Origin of the sequence: Flavobacterium limi (assembly GCF_010645075.1) — a bacterium.
In the GTDB taxonomy this organism is placed as follows: domain Bacteria; phylum Bacteroidota; class Bacteroidia; order Flavobacteriales; family Flavobacteriaceae; genus Flavobacterium; species Flavobacterium limi.
In genome coordinates, this window is sequence record NZ_JAADZV010000001.1 from 731478 (window position 1) to 748498 (window position 17021).

Below are 17021 nucleotides of genomic sequence, written 5' to 3' on the forward strand. Positions count from 1 at the left end.
TTTGTTAAAAATTTACAACAATGGATGAGATTCTGAAATATTTTCCTGATTTGACCGATCTTCAAATCGAACAGTTTCAAAAATTAGACTTTTTATACCACGACTGGAATGAAAAAATCAATGTTATTTCAAGAAAAGATATTGATTCCTTATATACAAAACACATTCTGCATTCACTTGGAATTGCAAAAATCATGAAATTCGAACCAGGAACAACTGTTTTGGATGTCGGAACAGGAGGCGGTTTTCCGGGAATTCCGTTAGCGATTTTGTTTCCTGAAACCCGTTTTTATCTGATTGATGTAATTGCCAAAAAAATAAAGGTAGTTCAGGGTGTTGTAGATGCTTTGGAGTTAAAGAACGTAAAAGCTGAACAAAAACGTGCCGAACTGGTAAAAGGTGATTTTGATTTCATAGTAAGTCGTGCCGTAACCAATATGCCGGATTTCGTTTCATGGATTCATGATAAGATCAAAAAACAGCACAAGCATACCTTAAAAAACGGAATCTTGTATTTAAAAGGCGGGGATTTGACAGAAGAATTAAAAGACTTTCCGAAAGCTACTTTATATGACTTATCGACAATTTTTGAAGATGAGTTTTTTGAAACAAAAAAAGTGGTCCATTTGCCATTGAAATTTCAGCCTTAATTTATTTCTAAAATAATATAAAGCCGATAACATTCTTTATTAAAAGTGTTGTCGGTTTTTTATGCTTTGAAAGCAATCATAACCTAATGATAATTTATAGCTGACTCAAATTTTTTTATCTTTGAAAATGCTTAAATAAAGTTATAATGAATAGAAGGAAGTTCTTTAAAAATGGCTCATTGTTTACGATAGGAGCCGCAGTTATCAATCCGTTTGAGGGTGCTGCAAATGTTTTAGATTTAGAGTCTGCAAATAAAAATAAAAAGGCAAAAAATATCATTTTATTAGTTAGTGACGGAATGAGTACCGGCACCCTTAATATGACCGATTTGTTCCTGAACAGAAAAAATGGCAAGGGTTCAAATTGGCTGCAATTATATAAAGACAACAAGGTTTCCAGAGCTTTGATGGATACAGCTTCTGCCAGTTCTATCGTAACCGATTCTTCTGCGGCAAGTTCTTCCTGGGGTGGAGGTTTTAGGGTAAATAATGGTGCTCTGAATGTGAGCCCGAGTGGTGAACCACATTTACCAATCTGGCAAAAATTTAAAAAATCTGGAAAAATGGCGGGCTGTGTAACAACAGTTCCTATAACGCATGCAACTCCGGCCGGTTTTTGTGTAAACAGCAAAAGCAGAAATGCTCAGGAAGATATTGCCGAACAATATTTAGAATTGGGTTTTGATATCATGATGGGAGGCGGAGCCAATTATTTCAGCCCGGAATTAAGAAAGGACAAGAAAGATGTATTTGCTGCTTATACAGCAAAAGGATATCAGGTTGTAAAAACAAAATCTGAAATGGATGCTGCATCAAATTCAAAACCTGTTTTGGGTGTGTTTGCAGATGACGGGCTTCCTTATTATGTGGACAGAAATAGTGATGAAAAACTAAAAACAACTGTTCCGAGTCTTGCTGAAATGTCTAAAAAGGCAATTGACAGAATGAAAGATCATAAAAATGGTTTTGTTCTGCAGATTGAAAGTGGAAAAGTAGACTGGGCAGCACATGGAAATGATATTGCAGGTTTAATTCACGATCAGATTGAATTTGATGAGGCTGTAAAAGTAGCGATTGATTTTGCTGAAAAAGACAAAGAAACATTGGTCATTATTACCACAGATCACGGAAATGCAAACCCGGGAATTATTTATGGAAAAAACGCAAATGACAATTTTGACAGTATCCAAAAATATACTCAGACCAACGAATGGATTCTGAATCAGATAAAACCGGAATCTTCTGTTTCGCATGTAAAGGAAATTATCGAAAAAGCAAACGGACATTCGGTTTCTGATGAAGAGGCCAAATATGTATTGGGCTACTACGACGGATTACACAAAGAAGACGGATTGTACAATTACAAAAAACTTCCGTATAAAGCTTTCGCAGAAATGCAGAGGAAAATAAATTCGGTTGGCTGGATCAGTATGGATCATTCTGCAGATTATGTTGAGCTGGCGATGTTTGGACCCGGAAGTGAATTATTAAAACCTTTCGTGAAAAATACTGACCTTCATTATTTAATGCTGCAGGCTGCTGAAGTGGAGAATAAATTTTAATAGATGGTGAGATTTTAAAATTCACATCAAAAAAAAAGCCAAATCTTAATAAAAAGATTCGGCTTTTTTTATATAAACAAAGTCCTTTAAGACTTTTGACTTTCGACTTTAAGACTATCCAAGGAAAGGATATCTGTAATCTTCAGGAGTTACAAAAGTTTCCTTGATCGTTCTTGGAGAAGCCCAACGCAATAAGTTCAGTGCAGAGCCCGCTTTGTCATTAGTTCCTGAAGCTCTTGCTCCGCCAAAAGGCTGCATTCCTACAACAGCTCCTGTTGGTTTGTCGTTGATGTAGAAATTACCTGCAGAATTTTGCAATTTTACAGTAGCCGTTTCAATCGCGTAACGATCCTGGCTGAAAACTGCTCCTGTCAAAGCATATTCAGAAGTAGTATCAACCAATTCTAAAGTCTCTTCCCATTTAGCATCTTCATAGATATAAATTGTCACAATTGGTCCGAATAATTCGGTTTCCATCGTAGTATATTTTGGATTTGTAGTTACAATAACCGTTGGTTCAACAAAGTATCCAACAGATTTATCGTAATTCCCACCAATGATAATTTCAGCATCAGCATCCTTTTTAGCCTGATCGATATAGCTTGCTAATTTATCAAAAGAACCTTCATGAATAACCGCTGTAATAAAGTTTCCGAAATCTTCCGGAGAACCCATTTTCATAGATTTTACATCGGTAATCAATTGCTCTTTTACAGCTGGCCATAAACTTTGCGGAATATAAACTCTTGAAGCTGCAGAACATTTTTGGCCCTGGAATTCAAAAGCACCACGAGTGATTCCCGTAACTACCTGTTTTACATTGGCACTTGGGTGTGCAATGATAAAATCTTTTCCACCCGTTTCTCCAACGATTCTTGGATAGGTTTTATAATTGTGGATGTTGGCTCCAATTTTAGCCCAGATATCTTTAAATACGTGAGTAGATCCTGTAAAGTGAACTCCGGCGAAATCACGGCTTGCCAAAACAGTATCAGTAATCATTAAAGCATCTCCAAAAACTACATTGATTACTCCATCAGGAACTCCCGCTTCTTTGAAAACATCCAAAATGATTTTTGTTGAGAATACCTGACTGTCACTTGGTTTCCAAACGACAACGTTACCCATCATCGCAGCACTGGCCGGAAGATTGGCAGCAATAGCCGTAAAGTTAAAAGGAGTAATAGCGTAAACAAAACCTTCAAGAGGTCGGTATTCAAGACGGTTCCACGTAGTAGAATCAGATTTTGGCTGATCTGCATAAATCTGAGTCATGAATTCTACGTTGTAACGTAAAAAGTCGATAAGCTCACAAGAAGCATCAATTTCTGCCTGATGTATGTTTTTAGACTGGCCAATCATAGTTGCTGCGTTAATACGGGCTCTGTATGGTCCCGCAATTAATTCAGCAGCTTTTAAGAAAATAGCAGCACGTTGTTCCCATGCCATATTGGCCCATGCATGTCTTGACTCAAGTGCATTGGCGATGGCTTTTTCGATATGTTGTTTTTCAGCTAAATGATATTTTCCAACAATGTGTTGATGATCATGAGGAGCTGTAATATTTCTTGTGTTTCCGGTTCTGATTTCTTCGCTTCCAATATGCAAAGGAACATCAATTTGAGAATTCCACATTGTGGTGTAAGCTGCCTGGACAGCTGCTCTTTCCGGAGAGTTTGGTGCGTATCCTTTTACCGGTTCATTCACCGCTTTAGGTACATTAAAAAATCCTTTTAACATGGGATAAGATATTTTAAAATTACGAATTGTTTAATTTTAGGCAAAAGTACAAAGGTTATTTTGATTATATCACAATACAATACTAAAATGTTGTAATTTAATAAACTAATCCAGTCAAGCTGTAAAACAGTTGTTTGGATAAAGATTTAAATTTGAGTGACTTCAATTTTATAACACTATGAAAATTCCACTTCTGGCTTTTAACGATAAAGGAATTTACTGCCAACAGGCTGATGTGTATCTGGACCCATGGCGGCCGGTAAAAAATGCTATTATTACCCATGGTCACGCCGATCACTCCCGTTGGGGACATCAAAATTATATTACACATCATACCAATGTGCCTATCATTCGGCATCGTTTGGGTGAAATAAATGTGACGGGAAAAGAATGGGGAGAAACCTTCGTAATCAACAATGTGAAATTTTCTCTGCATCCTGCCGGACATATCATCGGAAGTTCACAAATTCGAGTGGAGCACAAAGGCGAAGTCTGGGTCTTTACCGGAGATTATAAAACGGAAGATGATGGAATTTCAACGCCTTATGATGTCGTAAAATGCCACACTTTCATCACCGAATGCACTTTCGGATTACCGGCTTTCAACTGGACACCACAATCCGAGGTAATTTCAGAAATCAATAATTGGTGGGCAGAAAATAAAGCGGAAGGAAAAACATCTATTCTTTTTGGCTACTCTTTAGGAAAAGCACAACGGCTTTTGAAATACCTGGATACAGATATAGGTAAAATTTACACACACGGCGCGATTGAAAATATGACTAATGTATTACGTCCGATGGTTGATTTTCCTCCAACAACTTTAGTGACAAGAGAAACCAAAAAAGAAGAGTTACTCGGGAATATAGTTCTCGCTCCGCCAAGTGCTCACGGAAGTGTCTGGATCAGAAAAATGACGCCTTTTGTTACGGGAGCAGCAAGTGGCTGGATGGCATTTAGAGGGGCAAGACGCAGACGAGCTATTGACAAAGGTTTTGTGTTAAGCGACCATTGCGATTGGTATTCGTTGTTGGATAGTATAAAAGCAACTGGAGCAGAACGTGTAATTTGTACACACGGATATACCGATATTTTTTCCAAATATTTAAGAGAATTAGGATTCGATGCCAGAACTGAAAAAACGCAATACGAAGGAGAATCGGCAGAAATGGAAAAAGATGAAAAGGAAGTTGTATTTGAGCAAAATGAAACTTCGAATAGTTCTGAAAATAACGAATTGTAGATGAAAAATTTCGCCCAACTCATAAAAACACTGGACAGTTCGAATAAAACGAATGTAAAAGTCGATGCCCTGACCACGTATTTTAGAAATGCGTCACCGGAAGATAAAGTATGGACAATTGCGATTCTGTCACACAGACGTCCGCCTCGACCTGTCAATACCACTTTATTACGTATTTGGGCGAATGAACTGGCGAATATTCCCTTATGGCTTTTTGAGGAAAGTTATCATATTGTTGGAGATCTGGCTGAAACTATAGCCTTGATTATTCCAACGACCAAAGAACATTCGGATAAGAGTTTAACTGAATATCTTCAGGAAATTATTGCCTTAAGAAAGAAATCGGATGTTGAGAAAAAGAAATATTTACATGATAACTGGCTCGCGCTTAATTATTACGAACGTTTTGTTTTTACTAAATTAATCACCGGAAGTCTACGAATCGGCGTAAGCCAGAAATTAATGACCCGTGCATTATCAAAAGCAGAAGATGTTGATGAAGATGCCTTGGCCTATAAACTAATGGGAAATTGGGATCCAAACACAATTACATTTCAGGAATTGATTCTGGATGAAAAAAACAGTGATTATCTGTCCAAACCATATCCGTTTTATCTGGCCTATCCAATTGAAGGAGAAGTTGATAATCTCGGAAATCCCGAAGACTGGTCCATAGAACATAAATGGGACGGAATCCGATCACAGACTATTATTCGTGAAAACGAAATCTATGTCTGGTCAAGAGGCGAGGAACTGGTTACCGATAAATATCCGGAGTTTCAGTCATTTGTTGGTTTGATTCCAAACGGAACTGTAATTGACGCTGAGATTTTGGCTTTTACAGAAGGCGAAATAGGAACTTTTAATGATCTCCAAACCCGAATCGGAAGAAAAACGATCTCAGCCAGTTTACTTGAAAAAGTTCCGGTGATTTTGAAAGCCTATGACATTTTAGAATGGGAAGGTCAGGATATTCGAAATTTGCCTTATTCAGAAAGAAGATTATTACTGGAACAATTATACGATTCCATAAAAGATAAAATACCCAGTTTTCAGTTATCAGAAAGGGTTTTGCTCCATTCCTGGGAAGATGTAACGGCTGAAAGAATGCGTGCCCGGGAAATGAAAAGCGAAGGCTTGATGCTAAAACGAAATAACTCACCTTATTTAGTTGGAAGAAAAAAAGGCGACTGGTGGAAATGGAAAATTGAACCGTTGGTAATTGATGCTGTTCTAACTTACGCGATGCGCGGACATGGAAGAAGATCTAATCTGTTTACAGATTATACTTTCGCACTTTGGCAGAACAACGATAAGGGCGAAAAAGAATTGGTAACATTCGCAAAAGCCTATTCCGGTTTAACCGATGCTGAATTCAGGAAAGTGGATGATTTTATCAAAAAAAACACTTTGGAACGTTTTGGTCCGGTGAGGAGCGTAACGCCACAACTGGTTTTCGAAATTGGTTTTGAAGGTATTTCGCTTTCCAAAAGACACAAAAGCGGAGTAGCTACCAGATTTCCACGTATTCTGAGATGGCGTCATGACAAAAAAATTGAGGATGCGAATTCGATTGAAGATTTAAAAAATATGATTTCGTGACTATTAAAGATGTTTAGATTCCTGCAAGGTTTTCAAAACCTTGTAGGTATTAATTATTTAGTACTCTAAAAATACCTACAAGGTCAAAAAAGGCCTTGCAGGAAAATCTCAAGTTATAAAATGAACAGAGAAGAACTATACGCAATTGCAGAAAACTGGTTCCAGGATCAGGGATGGAAAGCTTTTCCTTTTCAGACCCAAACGTGGACGGCTTTTCTGCAGGGTAAAAACGGTTTATTAAATGCTCCAACCGGAAGCGGAAAAACCTATGCCTTATGGTTTCCGATAGTTCTCGACTACATGAAGAAAAATCCGGATTATAAAACGAAGCATAAGCCGGGACTAAAAGCCATCTGGATTACGCCTCTTCGTGCTCTTTCTGTAGAAATCAAACAAGCTGCGGATAGGGTTGTTCACGATTTAGATACGCAAATGACAGTTGGAATTCGTTCGGGAGATACTTCTCAAAGTGAACGAACCAAACAAAGTAAAAAAATGCCCGATTTGCTTGTCACTACACCAGAAAGTCTGCAGCTACTTTTGGCATCTAAAGAATTCGCTAAAACTTTTGCGAATTGTTCTGCGATCGTAGTAGACGAATGGCATGAATTGTTAGGTACAAAACGTGGTGTCCAGATGGAACTGGCTTTGTCCCGATTGAAAACTGTAGCACCTAAAATGCGTATTTGGGGAATCTCAGCAACAATAGGAAATCTCGAATTGGCACAGCAGGTTTTACTTGGGCCTAATTCTGAAGCCTATCAAAACTCGGTTTTGATTAAAGCTCACATCAACAAAAAAATAAAAGTACTTTCTATACTGCCCGATAAAATGGACAGCTATCCATGGCGTGGTCATATGGGATTACATTTAATTGATGAGGTGGCTAAAATAGTAAGGAAAAGCAAAACGACATTAATTTTTACCAACGTTCGCTCCGCCTGCGAAATGTGGTTTCAGGCCATTTTAGAAAAATATCCTGAATTCGCCGGAGACATGGCAATGCATCACGGAAGCATTAGCAGGGAAACTCGCCTGTGGGTTGAAAATGCGATCAGGAATGAAGATTTAAAAGTAGTCGTTTGTACCTCCAGTCTGGATCTGGGTGTCGATTTTGCTCCGGTTGAAACTATTATTCAGGTGGGAGGACCAAAAGGTGTTGCACGTTTTCTCCAAAGAGCAGGAAGAAGCGGTCACCAGCCGGGAAAAGAAAGTCTGATTTACTTTCTTGCCACGCATGCTATAGAATTAATTGAAGCTTCAGCTCTTAAAAAAGCTGTTGCCAAAACCATTGTCGAAGACCGTATTCCGTATCTGAACAGTTGGGATGTTTTGGTGCAATACCTAAATACATTGGCTGTTTCAGACGGATTTTTTCCGAATGAAATTTTTGAAGAAGTTAAACAAACTTTCTGCTATCAAAATATTACAAAAGAAAACTGGAACTGGATTCTAAACTTTATTACAAACGGAAGTCAGAGTTTACAAGCGTATGATGAATTCAAAAAGGTAGAAATTGAAGAAAACGGAAGATTTAAAATAAATAGCCGTTTGATTGCGATGCATCACCGAATGCAGATAGGGACGATTGTTGGGGATGCGTCATTGAATGTGAAATTTTTAAGCGGAGGCTATATTGGAAATATTGAAGAATGGTTTGCCTCAAAATTACAGCCGGGAGATGTTTTTACCTTTGCCGGAAAAAGACTCGAATTATACCGTGTGAAAAATATGCAGGTTTTGGTTCGAAAGGCTGACCCTAAAAAAGAATCACGTACGGTAAGCTGGATGGGAGGACGCATGGCGTTATCGGTACAAATGAGTGAATTGCTGCGGGAAGAATTATACGCTGCCAATAGTGAGAATCTGACTCCTGAATTAAAAGCTTTGCAGCCCATTTTCGAGAGACAGCGAAAGGAAAGTATTGTTCCCGATGCTGATGAATTTTTAATTGAAACCTTTAAAACCAGAGAAGGATATCATGCGGTTTTTTATCTTTTTGAAGGCAGATTTGTACATGAAGCGTTGGCTAGTATTTTATCCTATCGCATAAGTTTACTGTCGCCGATTACTTTTTCACTTGCGTATAATGATTACGGGTTTGAATTACTTTCTGATCAGGAAATTGATATGCAGTCGGTTTTTGATAACAATTTGTTTTCTACAGAGTATGTGCATCATGATTTGCAAAAAAGCCTTAACTTAACTGAAATGGCCCGAAGAAAATTCAGGGATATTGCCGTAATTGCTGGTTTGGTTTTTACCGGAATGCCCGGAAGACCTGTAAAGACGAAACATTTGCAAAGCGGTTCTCAATTGCTTTTTGAAGTCTTTAGGGATTATGAACCGGATAATTTGCTTTTGCAACAAGCTTATTCAGAAACATTTGAGCATCAATTGGAAGAAGGGCGTTTGATTCAGGCTTTGGAAAGAGTGAATCAGCAGACTATTGTCTGGAAACAATGCAAAAAGCCTACACCATTCAGTTTTCCAATCATTACAGACCGATTACGGGAAAAATTATCAAGCGAAACATTAGCAGAAAGAATCAAAAAAATGACAGCCAGTTACATGAAATAATAAACATGAAAATTACAATTAACAATCAAAATTTTGTTTTACACCCGTGTGGAGCCGCTTTTTGGGAAGAAAAAAAAATACTTTTAGTTTCTGATCTGCATTTGGGTAAAGTTTCGCATTTTAGAAAACACGGAATGGCGATTCCGGAAAAAGCGGTTCATGAGAATTTTAATCGTTTAAATAATATTTTGAAACTGTTTGATGTTGAAACGATTATTTTTTTGGGAGATTTATTTCACAGTAAAATCAATAACGAATGGAATTTGTTTTCAGACTGGACAAAAACGATAACACAGCAGGTTGTTCTGGTGGAAGGCAATCATGATATCATTTCAAAAAAAAATTACACGGATTTAAATATACAAATGTATTCAGAATTTATAATTGATGATTTTCTGCTGACACATCATCCAATAGAAAGAGAAAATTTCTTCAATTTTTGCGGTCACATTCATCCGGGAATTAAATTAAAAGGACCAGGAAAACAGTTTTTGACGCTGTCTTGTTTTTTCAGAAAACCAAATCAAATGATTTTTCCGGCTTTTGGGGAATTTACGGGTAATTTTTATCTGATTCCTGAAGAAAATGATAAAGTGTATGCTCTTGCTAAAGGAGAAATAATAGAAATTACAAACTAATTTAATTCAAGGCAAAAGGTGCACACATTCTAAAGGTTGGAACGATTACCTTAAAAATTTTGGTAGTAGTGAAATTAATCATGTTAAAATGACCTTTCATGGCACCATAAGGAGATGATAATAAACAACCTGAGCTGTAAGTATGATTTTCTCCCGGTTTTAAAACAGGTTTTTTTCCTATAACTCCTTCACCATCAACAACTTCAAGGTCGTTTAGGGAGTCAAAAATTTCCCAGTGGCGGGATGTTAACTGTACAGAATCCTTACTATGATTTTCGATTGTAACAACATAACTAAAGGCAAAATGAATCTTGTAGTTCTTGAAGTAAGTACCTTCAAAACTAGTCAAAACAGATATTTTTATGCCTCTTGTTATTTGAGAAACCATACTAAAGCAGTATATATGTGTGTGTTATATTTGCAAACTTACGAAAAAAAATGATTCGATTTTAATCCTTTTTTAGAATGTTTAGTTAATAATATTCAATGAATTAGCATTGCCTTTCCCGATAACCCTTTCGTAACGGTCGGTGCTTTCACGGTAATAAACCAAAAGGGTATATTCGTTTTCAGTCTGGTAAAAATTTCCATCAACTGCATTTTCATAATCAATTACACCTTTCTGATCAGCAACAGTGTATTGAAAATTAGTAAATCCCTGTTTAATCATTACAGCTTTTTCATAGATTCCCTTCTCAATATTATAATCCATTTTGTATTCCGGGGACAAGCTGTAATTATTAAACATTCCTGTGATATAGATATCTTTGTTCAGTCTGAAAGCAGGAGCCGAAAGACTAAAATAAACCCAGGCATAGTCAGCCTCAATTTCCTGATTGGAACCGTTGATATTCTTGACTACAAAATTTCCGTTGATATCCTGATATATAGTGTAAATCTGATTCCCCCTTGCCGGACTAGTGTATAAAAACGAACTGTAAATATCACTGGTAGAACTTACTTTTGCTACATTATTATTGGCAGCCCTGATATCTTTATTTTCAAAATATAAAAATTCATTTCCGCCCCAAAACTGCGTTTCACTGTCGTATTTGTAAACCAGCTGATTGCCCAGTGTATATTGTGGTCGAATGTTTTTAATACTGGTGTGAAAATCTCCGTTTTGGAGTAAAAGTATTTTTACGTTTTGTAAAGGTGTCTGAAAAATAATATCATTTGAAGTAATCGTAAAATCAAGATTTTGCTTTTGATTAATATTATTCAGGTTTCTGGTGCGTTTTACCTGTGCAGCTACTGTGCATTGATTTTCATATAAAATAAATTTTCTGGAGAAGACAACTTCTCTGTCTTCATTTAGTATTTTTAAAATATAATTCCCTGAAATTCTTAACTGTGTGGTAAATTGGTTTGGAAAATTAATACGATAATGCGAATAATTTTGCAGCGTATTAAAAGAATTGCTGTAATCCATAATTCTTTGATTGTCTAAACCTCTGATGTAATCCATTTTAGGGATTTCTGAAGCCTTCCAGTTGTAGTCACAATGTACAATCTCAAAATAGTAGTTGGCTTCGTTCCCATACAAATCATCAAATTGTAGTTCAAATGTGGATCCTAATTCAAATATAGGAACCACATTATTGCCGTTTTGGACAAAAGAAACCGTTTTTATGTTGTATGGCGGATCAATTTCTTTTTCCTGGGCTTTCGCCGAAGTGAAAATAAAAAGGAAAATAAAGCTTGTATATAAAAATTTCGGCATCTTAGATAGGTGTAAGATTGTAAATATAATAATTTTCTATAACGAAAAAGATGCCATTCTATTGGATCTAACTATTAAGAGCTCAAAATGTAGTCTAAATTAACTTCAATTTCATCATTAATATAACTTTCCTCTAAAAGCGAATCAGATAAAAGCTTTTTGTTTTCCTGCAGTTTGATAATCTTTTCTTCCACAGTATTTTTAGAAATAAAACGAATTACATTTACTTTATTTAACTGCCCAATTCGATGGGCTCGTCCAACTCCCTGTTTTTCTGCAAAAGGATTCCACCATGGATCTAAGAACAAAACATAAGAAGCTTTTGTGATATTCAGTCCAACACCTCCGGCTTTTAGCGAAATAAAAAACAACAGCGGATTTTCTTTTTCCTGAAACAATTTTACCTGCTGTTCTCTTTTGGGTGCGGGAGTTTCACCGGTAATTTCACAAAATGATATTTTGTTTTCTTTGCACCAATCGGTATAAAAATTCAAATTGGTAACAAACGAACTAAAAATGATAACTTTTTGTTTTGCTTTTACTAAATTATCCAGATAATTCGTAACAACAATATATTTTCCTGAATCAATTTCAGAGTCCTGATCGATCATTTTCGGATGATTACTCAACTGCCTTAACTTCATTAAAGTATTGATAATACTAATTTTGTCCGGACTTGAACCATCGGTTTTAAGAAGGAAGTTACGGGCTTTAGATTTTTCTTTCTCGTATAATTTTTCCTGTTCAGGGTCCATGTCGCAGTAATAAATCTGCTCGGTCAATTCCGGCAAATCTTTTAAAACCTGTTCTTTGGTTCTTCGTAAAATATAAGGCTGGATGAGGTTTTTTAATTCGGTTAAAATATTTTCATCCTGCTTTTTCTCAATCGGAATTTTAAAATTTTCTGCGAAAAAACTGTAGCTTCCCAGGATTTCCGGATTTATAAATTCCATTTGTGACCATAAGTCGTCGAGCGAATTTTCGATTGGAGTACCGCTTAAAGCGATTTTGTGAACCGTATTTATTCTGTTGATTGCTTTAAAAATTTTGGAATTTTTGTTTTTGATGTATTGACTTTCGTCCAAAATCAAATAACGGAAATCGTATTTTTCTAAAATTGAAATATCACGATGAACAATGCTGTAACTGGTAAAAATCAAATCGGTTGAATTTATCCTGCCGGCTAATAATTTTCGGTCATTACCCACGTATTGCATTTTCGAAAAATGAGGCGTGAACTTTCCGGCTTCATTAAACCAGTTAAAAACCAATGAAGAAGGAAGAACAATCAAAGCTTTTAGCGGTTCTCTTTCGACTGTCGTTTCGTTTGCAAACAAATCAAAATTGGTGGTTTTGGTTGTAAATCCTAACTGTTCGTGTACAGCAACAAGGACGGCCAAAGTCTGCAGCGTTTTTCCAAGCCCCATATCATCCGCCAGACAAGCCCCCAGATTCGAGTTGAAATGCCCCAAAAGCCATTTAACACCATCAATTTGGTACTGTCTTAAAGTTGTTTTTAGCAAATCTGAAGATATGTATTCGGCTTTATGGATTTGGTCCAGATCATTGTCGATTTCTGAAATTCCGTCTAAAGCCGTAAAATTGCTTTTACGCAAAAGTAATGCTCCATTTTCTGTTTTGGCTAATTTTGCCAAAGAACCATATTTACTGAACCATTCTAACGGAATTACAAAATAGTTTCCGTCTGGAAGCATAAAAAGTCTTTCCCTGCTTTTTATATTGGGAATAATTTCGCTGAAATTGATTTTATAATTGCCAATTGTAATAACTATTTTAATATCAAACCAGTCTGCTTTTGTTTCTTTTGAAATTGAAATTGTATTACTTTCTGTAATAATTTCTTTGTTTTCGAGTTTCAGGTTTTGAATTGTGAAACCTAAATTTTCAAGCTTTTCTTTATTGTCAATAATTAATTGAATATTGATGTAAGGATCATTGGTTTCTGAATCTGTTTCCAGTCCAAACAATTCGTTTTTGATTTTTACTAAACCAATTTCAAGTAATTTTTTGATATATAAAATTTCGACAGCACTTCTTTTAAACTGAATTATTTTGGGCTCATTAGGAATACTGAAGTCTACAAAAGAATGTGTTTTTTTAGTTTTACCGGCGTCAAATACATAACCATTATAATCGAAATAAAGATTCAGGTAATAGCAATTCTTGAAGAAATCATAAACAGGCTGAATCGTACTGGAAATAATTTTGTCCCGAACTTCCATTTCAAAACCACTGGCTTCAATGTCAATCTTCTTTGCTATTTCGGGAATAAAGCCTTTAAAATAATTATCAACCAGCTTTGAGGGTATTTCAATTGATTTTTTCTTTAGAAAAGGAGTCAGTTTTTTAGAATTAAGCTCCTTTAAGCGTCCTAATTTCTTATTGATAATCAACCAGCCAGGTTCATCCAGCAGCATATCAATACTACAGTTCATAGGTAAAAAAGTAGTTTTGTTCTCTTTTAAAGAAAGCGTATAGGTTATACCTTCAGGGTGTTTGTCAAATTTTATATGAGGTTCAAATTCAAGTGGTTCAACACTGACCCTGGACCGATAAAAGTCTTTCTCAACCCCCAGATTCAAAGATAAAGGAAACTGTTCCTTCACGATTAAATCATAAAATGAACTTAAATTGAAGTTTAAATACTGCCGGATTGCAAACTCAATTTTAGAATCTTTTTGCAAATCAGCAATAGTTTTAGCCGATTTGATTTTGGCACCGAATTTTTTAAAAATAAATTCAGGTTTTAAAGATTCACAGGCTGTGAGGATTTTTTGGGTATTGGAATCTAAATTTTCAAAATCAATTCCAAAACTTTCCAGTACACCTCTCGTAGCTTTCTTGTCGAGATATTTGATTTCACTGGTATCTTCAACGATATACGAGGTTGGAATATAGGTATTCAGATTTTTTTCAAAACTGATGTCAAAACAGAACTGAAATGATTTTACAGGTTCCAAGATTTTAGGGTTTGGTTAGGTTGTAATTTGGGAATTCTATAAAATTAAAAAGTTTTCAAATTATTACTATTTTGAAAACTTTTTAATGAACTTAGGCACTTTTATATTGAAAAAATTAATTCTCCTGTTTGAAACAAAGCGGGATGATTTCTCCTTTTGCGAGACAATATTTCTCAACTAGTTCAGGAGCAATTTTATTGGTATAATCTTCTTCAATAACGATAAAACCGATGCTTCTTAATTTATCGAAATAATCTCGCCCGTACACACGAACGTGATCGTATTGTCCGAAGATTTTAGCACGTTCTTTCTGATCTGTAATCGAATCATCTGCAAATGTAACTTCGCGGGATAAATCCTGTGGAATTTGAAGAACTGCCATTCCTCCCGGTTTTAAAACACGGTATAATTCCTGCATTGCTTTTGTATCATCCGGAATGTGTTCTAAAACGTGATTACACAAAATAACGTCATATTCATTGTCTTTGAAAGGCAAATTGCAGATATCTGCTTTTACATCTGCTAGGGGCGAAAGTAAATCGGTTGTGGTGTAATCAAGATTTTTCTGCTTGCGGAATCTTTTGTAAAAGGCTTGTTCCGGAGCAAAATGCAATACTTTTTTAGGCGCTGAAAAAAAATCAGTCTGATCGTTTAAATACAGCCAAAGCAAGCGGTGTCTCTCTAGCGAAAGTGTACTTGGCGAAAGCACATTATTACGCTGTTTTCCGTATCCGTAAGGCAAAAACGATTTAAAGCTTTTTCCGTCAATAGGATCAGTAAATTTGCTTCCTCTTAATGATAAAGCTAAAATTGGGCGTACCACATAACTCAAACGAATTAATAATGGTCTTGGAATAGTATTTAAAACTAATTTGAAAAGTTTTTTCATGAGGGCTGTTTCGCAGAGTTACACAAAGGAGACACAGAGTTTCACAAAGTGTTTATAAATCTTTTTATATTGTTTTTTAAAATTTTTGAATCAAAATTGATAAGAAGTCCCAATGGATAATTACCAAGTTTTAAATAGCTTAATATCTGTGCAAAATTTACATCTGTAAAAGCTTCGACAGTCTTTAATTCGATTACAATTGTATTCTCAATCAACAAATCAATTCGATATCCATGATCAAGTTTTATATCCTTATAGATAATTGGTAAAACTTTTTGTCTCTCAACAGACAAGCCGGAATTTACGATTTCATAATACAAACATTCCTGATAAGCAGATTCTAATAATCCAGGGCCTAATTGTCTGTGAACTTCAATAGCAAGACCAATGATTTTGTATGTAATTTCATCTAATTTATTACGAGTTTCGTTGCTTTCTTCAAACATTTTTAGGCTTGTAAATAAATATTCTTAGTGAATCTTTGCGTATATCTCTGTGAATCTCGGCGTAATAACTACAATACTAAAGGCACTTTTCTAAATTCATCTTCTTCAGTGCTTTCGATTCCTAAAGCCTTGTAGATGTAATAGAAGGTCGATAAAATTTCAGGTTTTCCGTCGATTAAAGCAACGTCGTGTTCGAAATGTGCGCTTGGTTTTCCGTCAGCAGTCAGGATTGTCCAGCCGTCTTTTAGTTGTTTGATGTTTTTTGTTCCCATGTTGATCATAGGTTCAATCGCAACGACCATTCCTTCAACAAAAAGTTTTCCTCTTCCTTTTTTACCATAATTTGGCATTTCAGGCGCTTCGTGCATTTTTTGACCTAATCCGTGTCCAACTAATTCACGAACAACACCGTAACCGTGAGCTTCAGTATATTTTTGAATGGCATTTCCAACATCTTCAACGCGGTTTCCGGCTTTAAACTCTCTGATTCCTACGTACAGAGATTCTTTGGTTACCTGCAACAGTTTTTTGGTTTCCGGAGCAACCTCTCCAATTTCAAAACTATAGGCATGATCTCCATGATATCCGTTTTTGAAAGCGCCGCAATCAACTGAAATCACATCACCATTTTGTAAAGGCGTGTTGTTCGGAATTCCATGTACTACCTGAGCATTAGGACTCATACAAAGTGAATTAGGGAAATCATACAATCCCAGAAAACTTGGAACAGCACCGTGGTCACGAATGAATTCTTCTGCTAATTTGTCTAGATATAATGTAGTCACTCCTTCTTTGATTTCAGAAGCAATCATTCCTAATGTTTTTGATACGATTAAGGCACTTTCGCGCATTAATTCGATTTCCTCACGGGTTTTTTGGATAATCATATTTTTCAGATTTTCAGTTCGCAAAAGTACAATTTTAATCTTATTTTTTTAGAGTTGATTTTGAAATTAATTAGGTCTAA

Annotated in this window: 13 protein-coding genes; 6 read left to right on the forward strand and 7 right to left on the reverse strand. The window is 35.9% G+C overall.

The window, feature by feature from the left end; all coding sequences use genetic code 11:
- Nucleotides 1–20: 20 nt before the first annotated feature.
- Both rsmG and GXM16_RS03185 read left to right on the forward strand, forming a co-directional pair.
- Nucleotides 21–650, forward strand: coding sequence for a 16S rRNA (guanine(527)-N(7))-methyltransferase RsmG (rsmG, locus tag GXM16_RS03180; RefSeq protein WP_163392638.1), 630 nt, complete (start codon nt 21–23; stop codon nt 648–650).
- A 146-nt stretch (nt 651–796) separates the two neighbouring features.
- A complete protein-coding gene (locus GXM16_RS03185) occupies nt 797–2212 on the forward strand; it encodes an alkaline phosphatase (RefSeq protein ID WP_163392640.1) in 1416 nt (471 codons plus the stop codon).
- Between the two features lie 114 nt (nt 2213–2326).
- On the opposite strand, the gene pruA is transcribed toward GXM16_RS03185, so the two are convergent.
- Nucleotides 2327–3952 (reverse strand): L-glutamate gamma-semialdehyde dehydrogenase, encoded by a 1626-nt coding sequence (pruA, locus tag GXM16_RS03190; protein ID WP_163392642.1) that lies wholly within the window; start codon nt 3950–3952, stop codon nt 2327–2329.
- 178 nt (nt 3953–4130) lie between these two features.
- On the opposite strand from pruA, the gene GXM16_RS03195 reads away from it, so the two are divergent.
- The 4 genes from GXM16_RS03195 (at nt 4131) to pdeM (ending at nt 10015) form a co-directional block, all read left to right on the forward strand.
- Nucleotides 4131–5195, forward strand: a complete 1065-nt coding sequence (locus tag GXM16_RS03195) for a ligase-associated DNA damage response exonuclease (protein ID WP_163392644.1) — start codon at nt 4131–4133, stop codon at nt 5193–5195.
- Complete coding sequence (locus GXM16_RS03200; protein ID WP_163392646.1) at nt 5196–6797, forward strand: ATP-dependent DNA ligase; 1602 nt, start codon at nt 5196–5198, stop codon at nt 6795–6797.
- Between the two features lie 120 nt (nt 6798–6917).
- Nucleotides 6918–9377 carry a ligase-associated DNA damage response DEXH box helicase gene (locus GXM16_RS03205; RefSeq protein WP_163392648.1) on the forward strand — a complete coding sequence of 820 codons (2460 nt, stop codon included), beginning with the start codon at nt 6918–6920 and terminating at the stop codon, nt 9375–9377.
- Nucleotides 9378–9382: 5 nt separating this feature from the next.
- The gene (gene pdeM / locus GXM16_RS03210) at nt 9383–10015 is read left to right on the forward strand and encodes a ligase-associated DNA damage response endonuclease PdeM (RefSeq protein ID WP_163392650.1); all 633 of its coding nucleotides are present in this window, start codon (nt 9383–9385) and stop codon (nt 10013–10015) included.
- 1 nt (nt 10016) lies between these two features.
- Here pdeM and apaG read toward each other — a convergent pair whose 3' ends face one another.
- The 6 genes from apaG to map form a co-directional block, all read right to left on the reverse strand.
- Entirely contained in the window at nt 10017–10403 is a 387-nt protein-coding gene (gene apaG / locus GXM16_RS03215) for a Co2+/Mg2+ efflux protein ApaG (RefSeq protein ID WP_110348906.1), read from the reverse strand.
- An 81-nt stretch (nt 10404–10484) separates the two neighbouring features.
- The gene (locus tag GXM16_RS03220) at nt 10485–11738 is read right to left on the reverse strand and encodes a type IX secretion system plug protein (protein WP_163392652.1); all 1254 of its coding nucleotides are present in this window, start codon (nt 11736–11738) and stop codon (nt 10485–10487) included.
- A gap of 74 nt (nt 11739–11812) precedes the next feature.
- Nucleotides 11813–14719, reverse strand: coding sequence for a DEAD/DEAH box helicase (locus GXM16_RS03225; RefSeq protein WP_163392654.1), 2907 nt, complete (start codon nt 14717–14719; stop codon nt 11813–11815).
- Nucleotides 14720–14834: 115 nt separating this feature from the next.
- A complete protein-coding gene (locus GXM16_RS03230) occupies nt 14835–15608 on the reverse strand; it encodes a class I SAM-dependent methyltransferase (protein ID WP_163392656.1) in 774 nt (257 codons plus the stop codon).
- Between the two features lie 41 nt (nt 15609–15649).
- Complete coding sequence (locus GXM16_RS03235) at nt 15650–16054, reverse strand: GxxExxY protein (RefSeq protein WP_163392658.1); 405 nt, start codon at nt 16052–16054, stop codon at nt 15650–15652.
- Nucleotides 16055–16122: 68 nt separating this feature from the next.
- Complete coding sequence (map, locus tag GXM16_RS03240; protein WP_163392660.1) at nt 16123–16941, reverse strand: type I methionyl aminopeptidase; 819 nt, start codon at nt 16939–16941, stop codon at nt 16123–16125.
- Nucleotides 16942–17021: the final 80 nt, after the last annotated feature.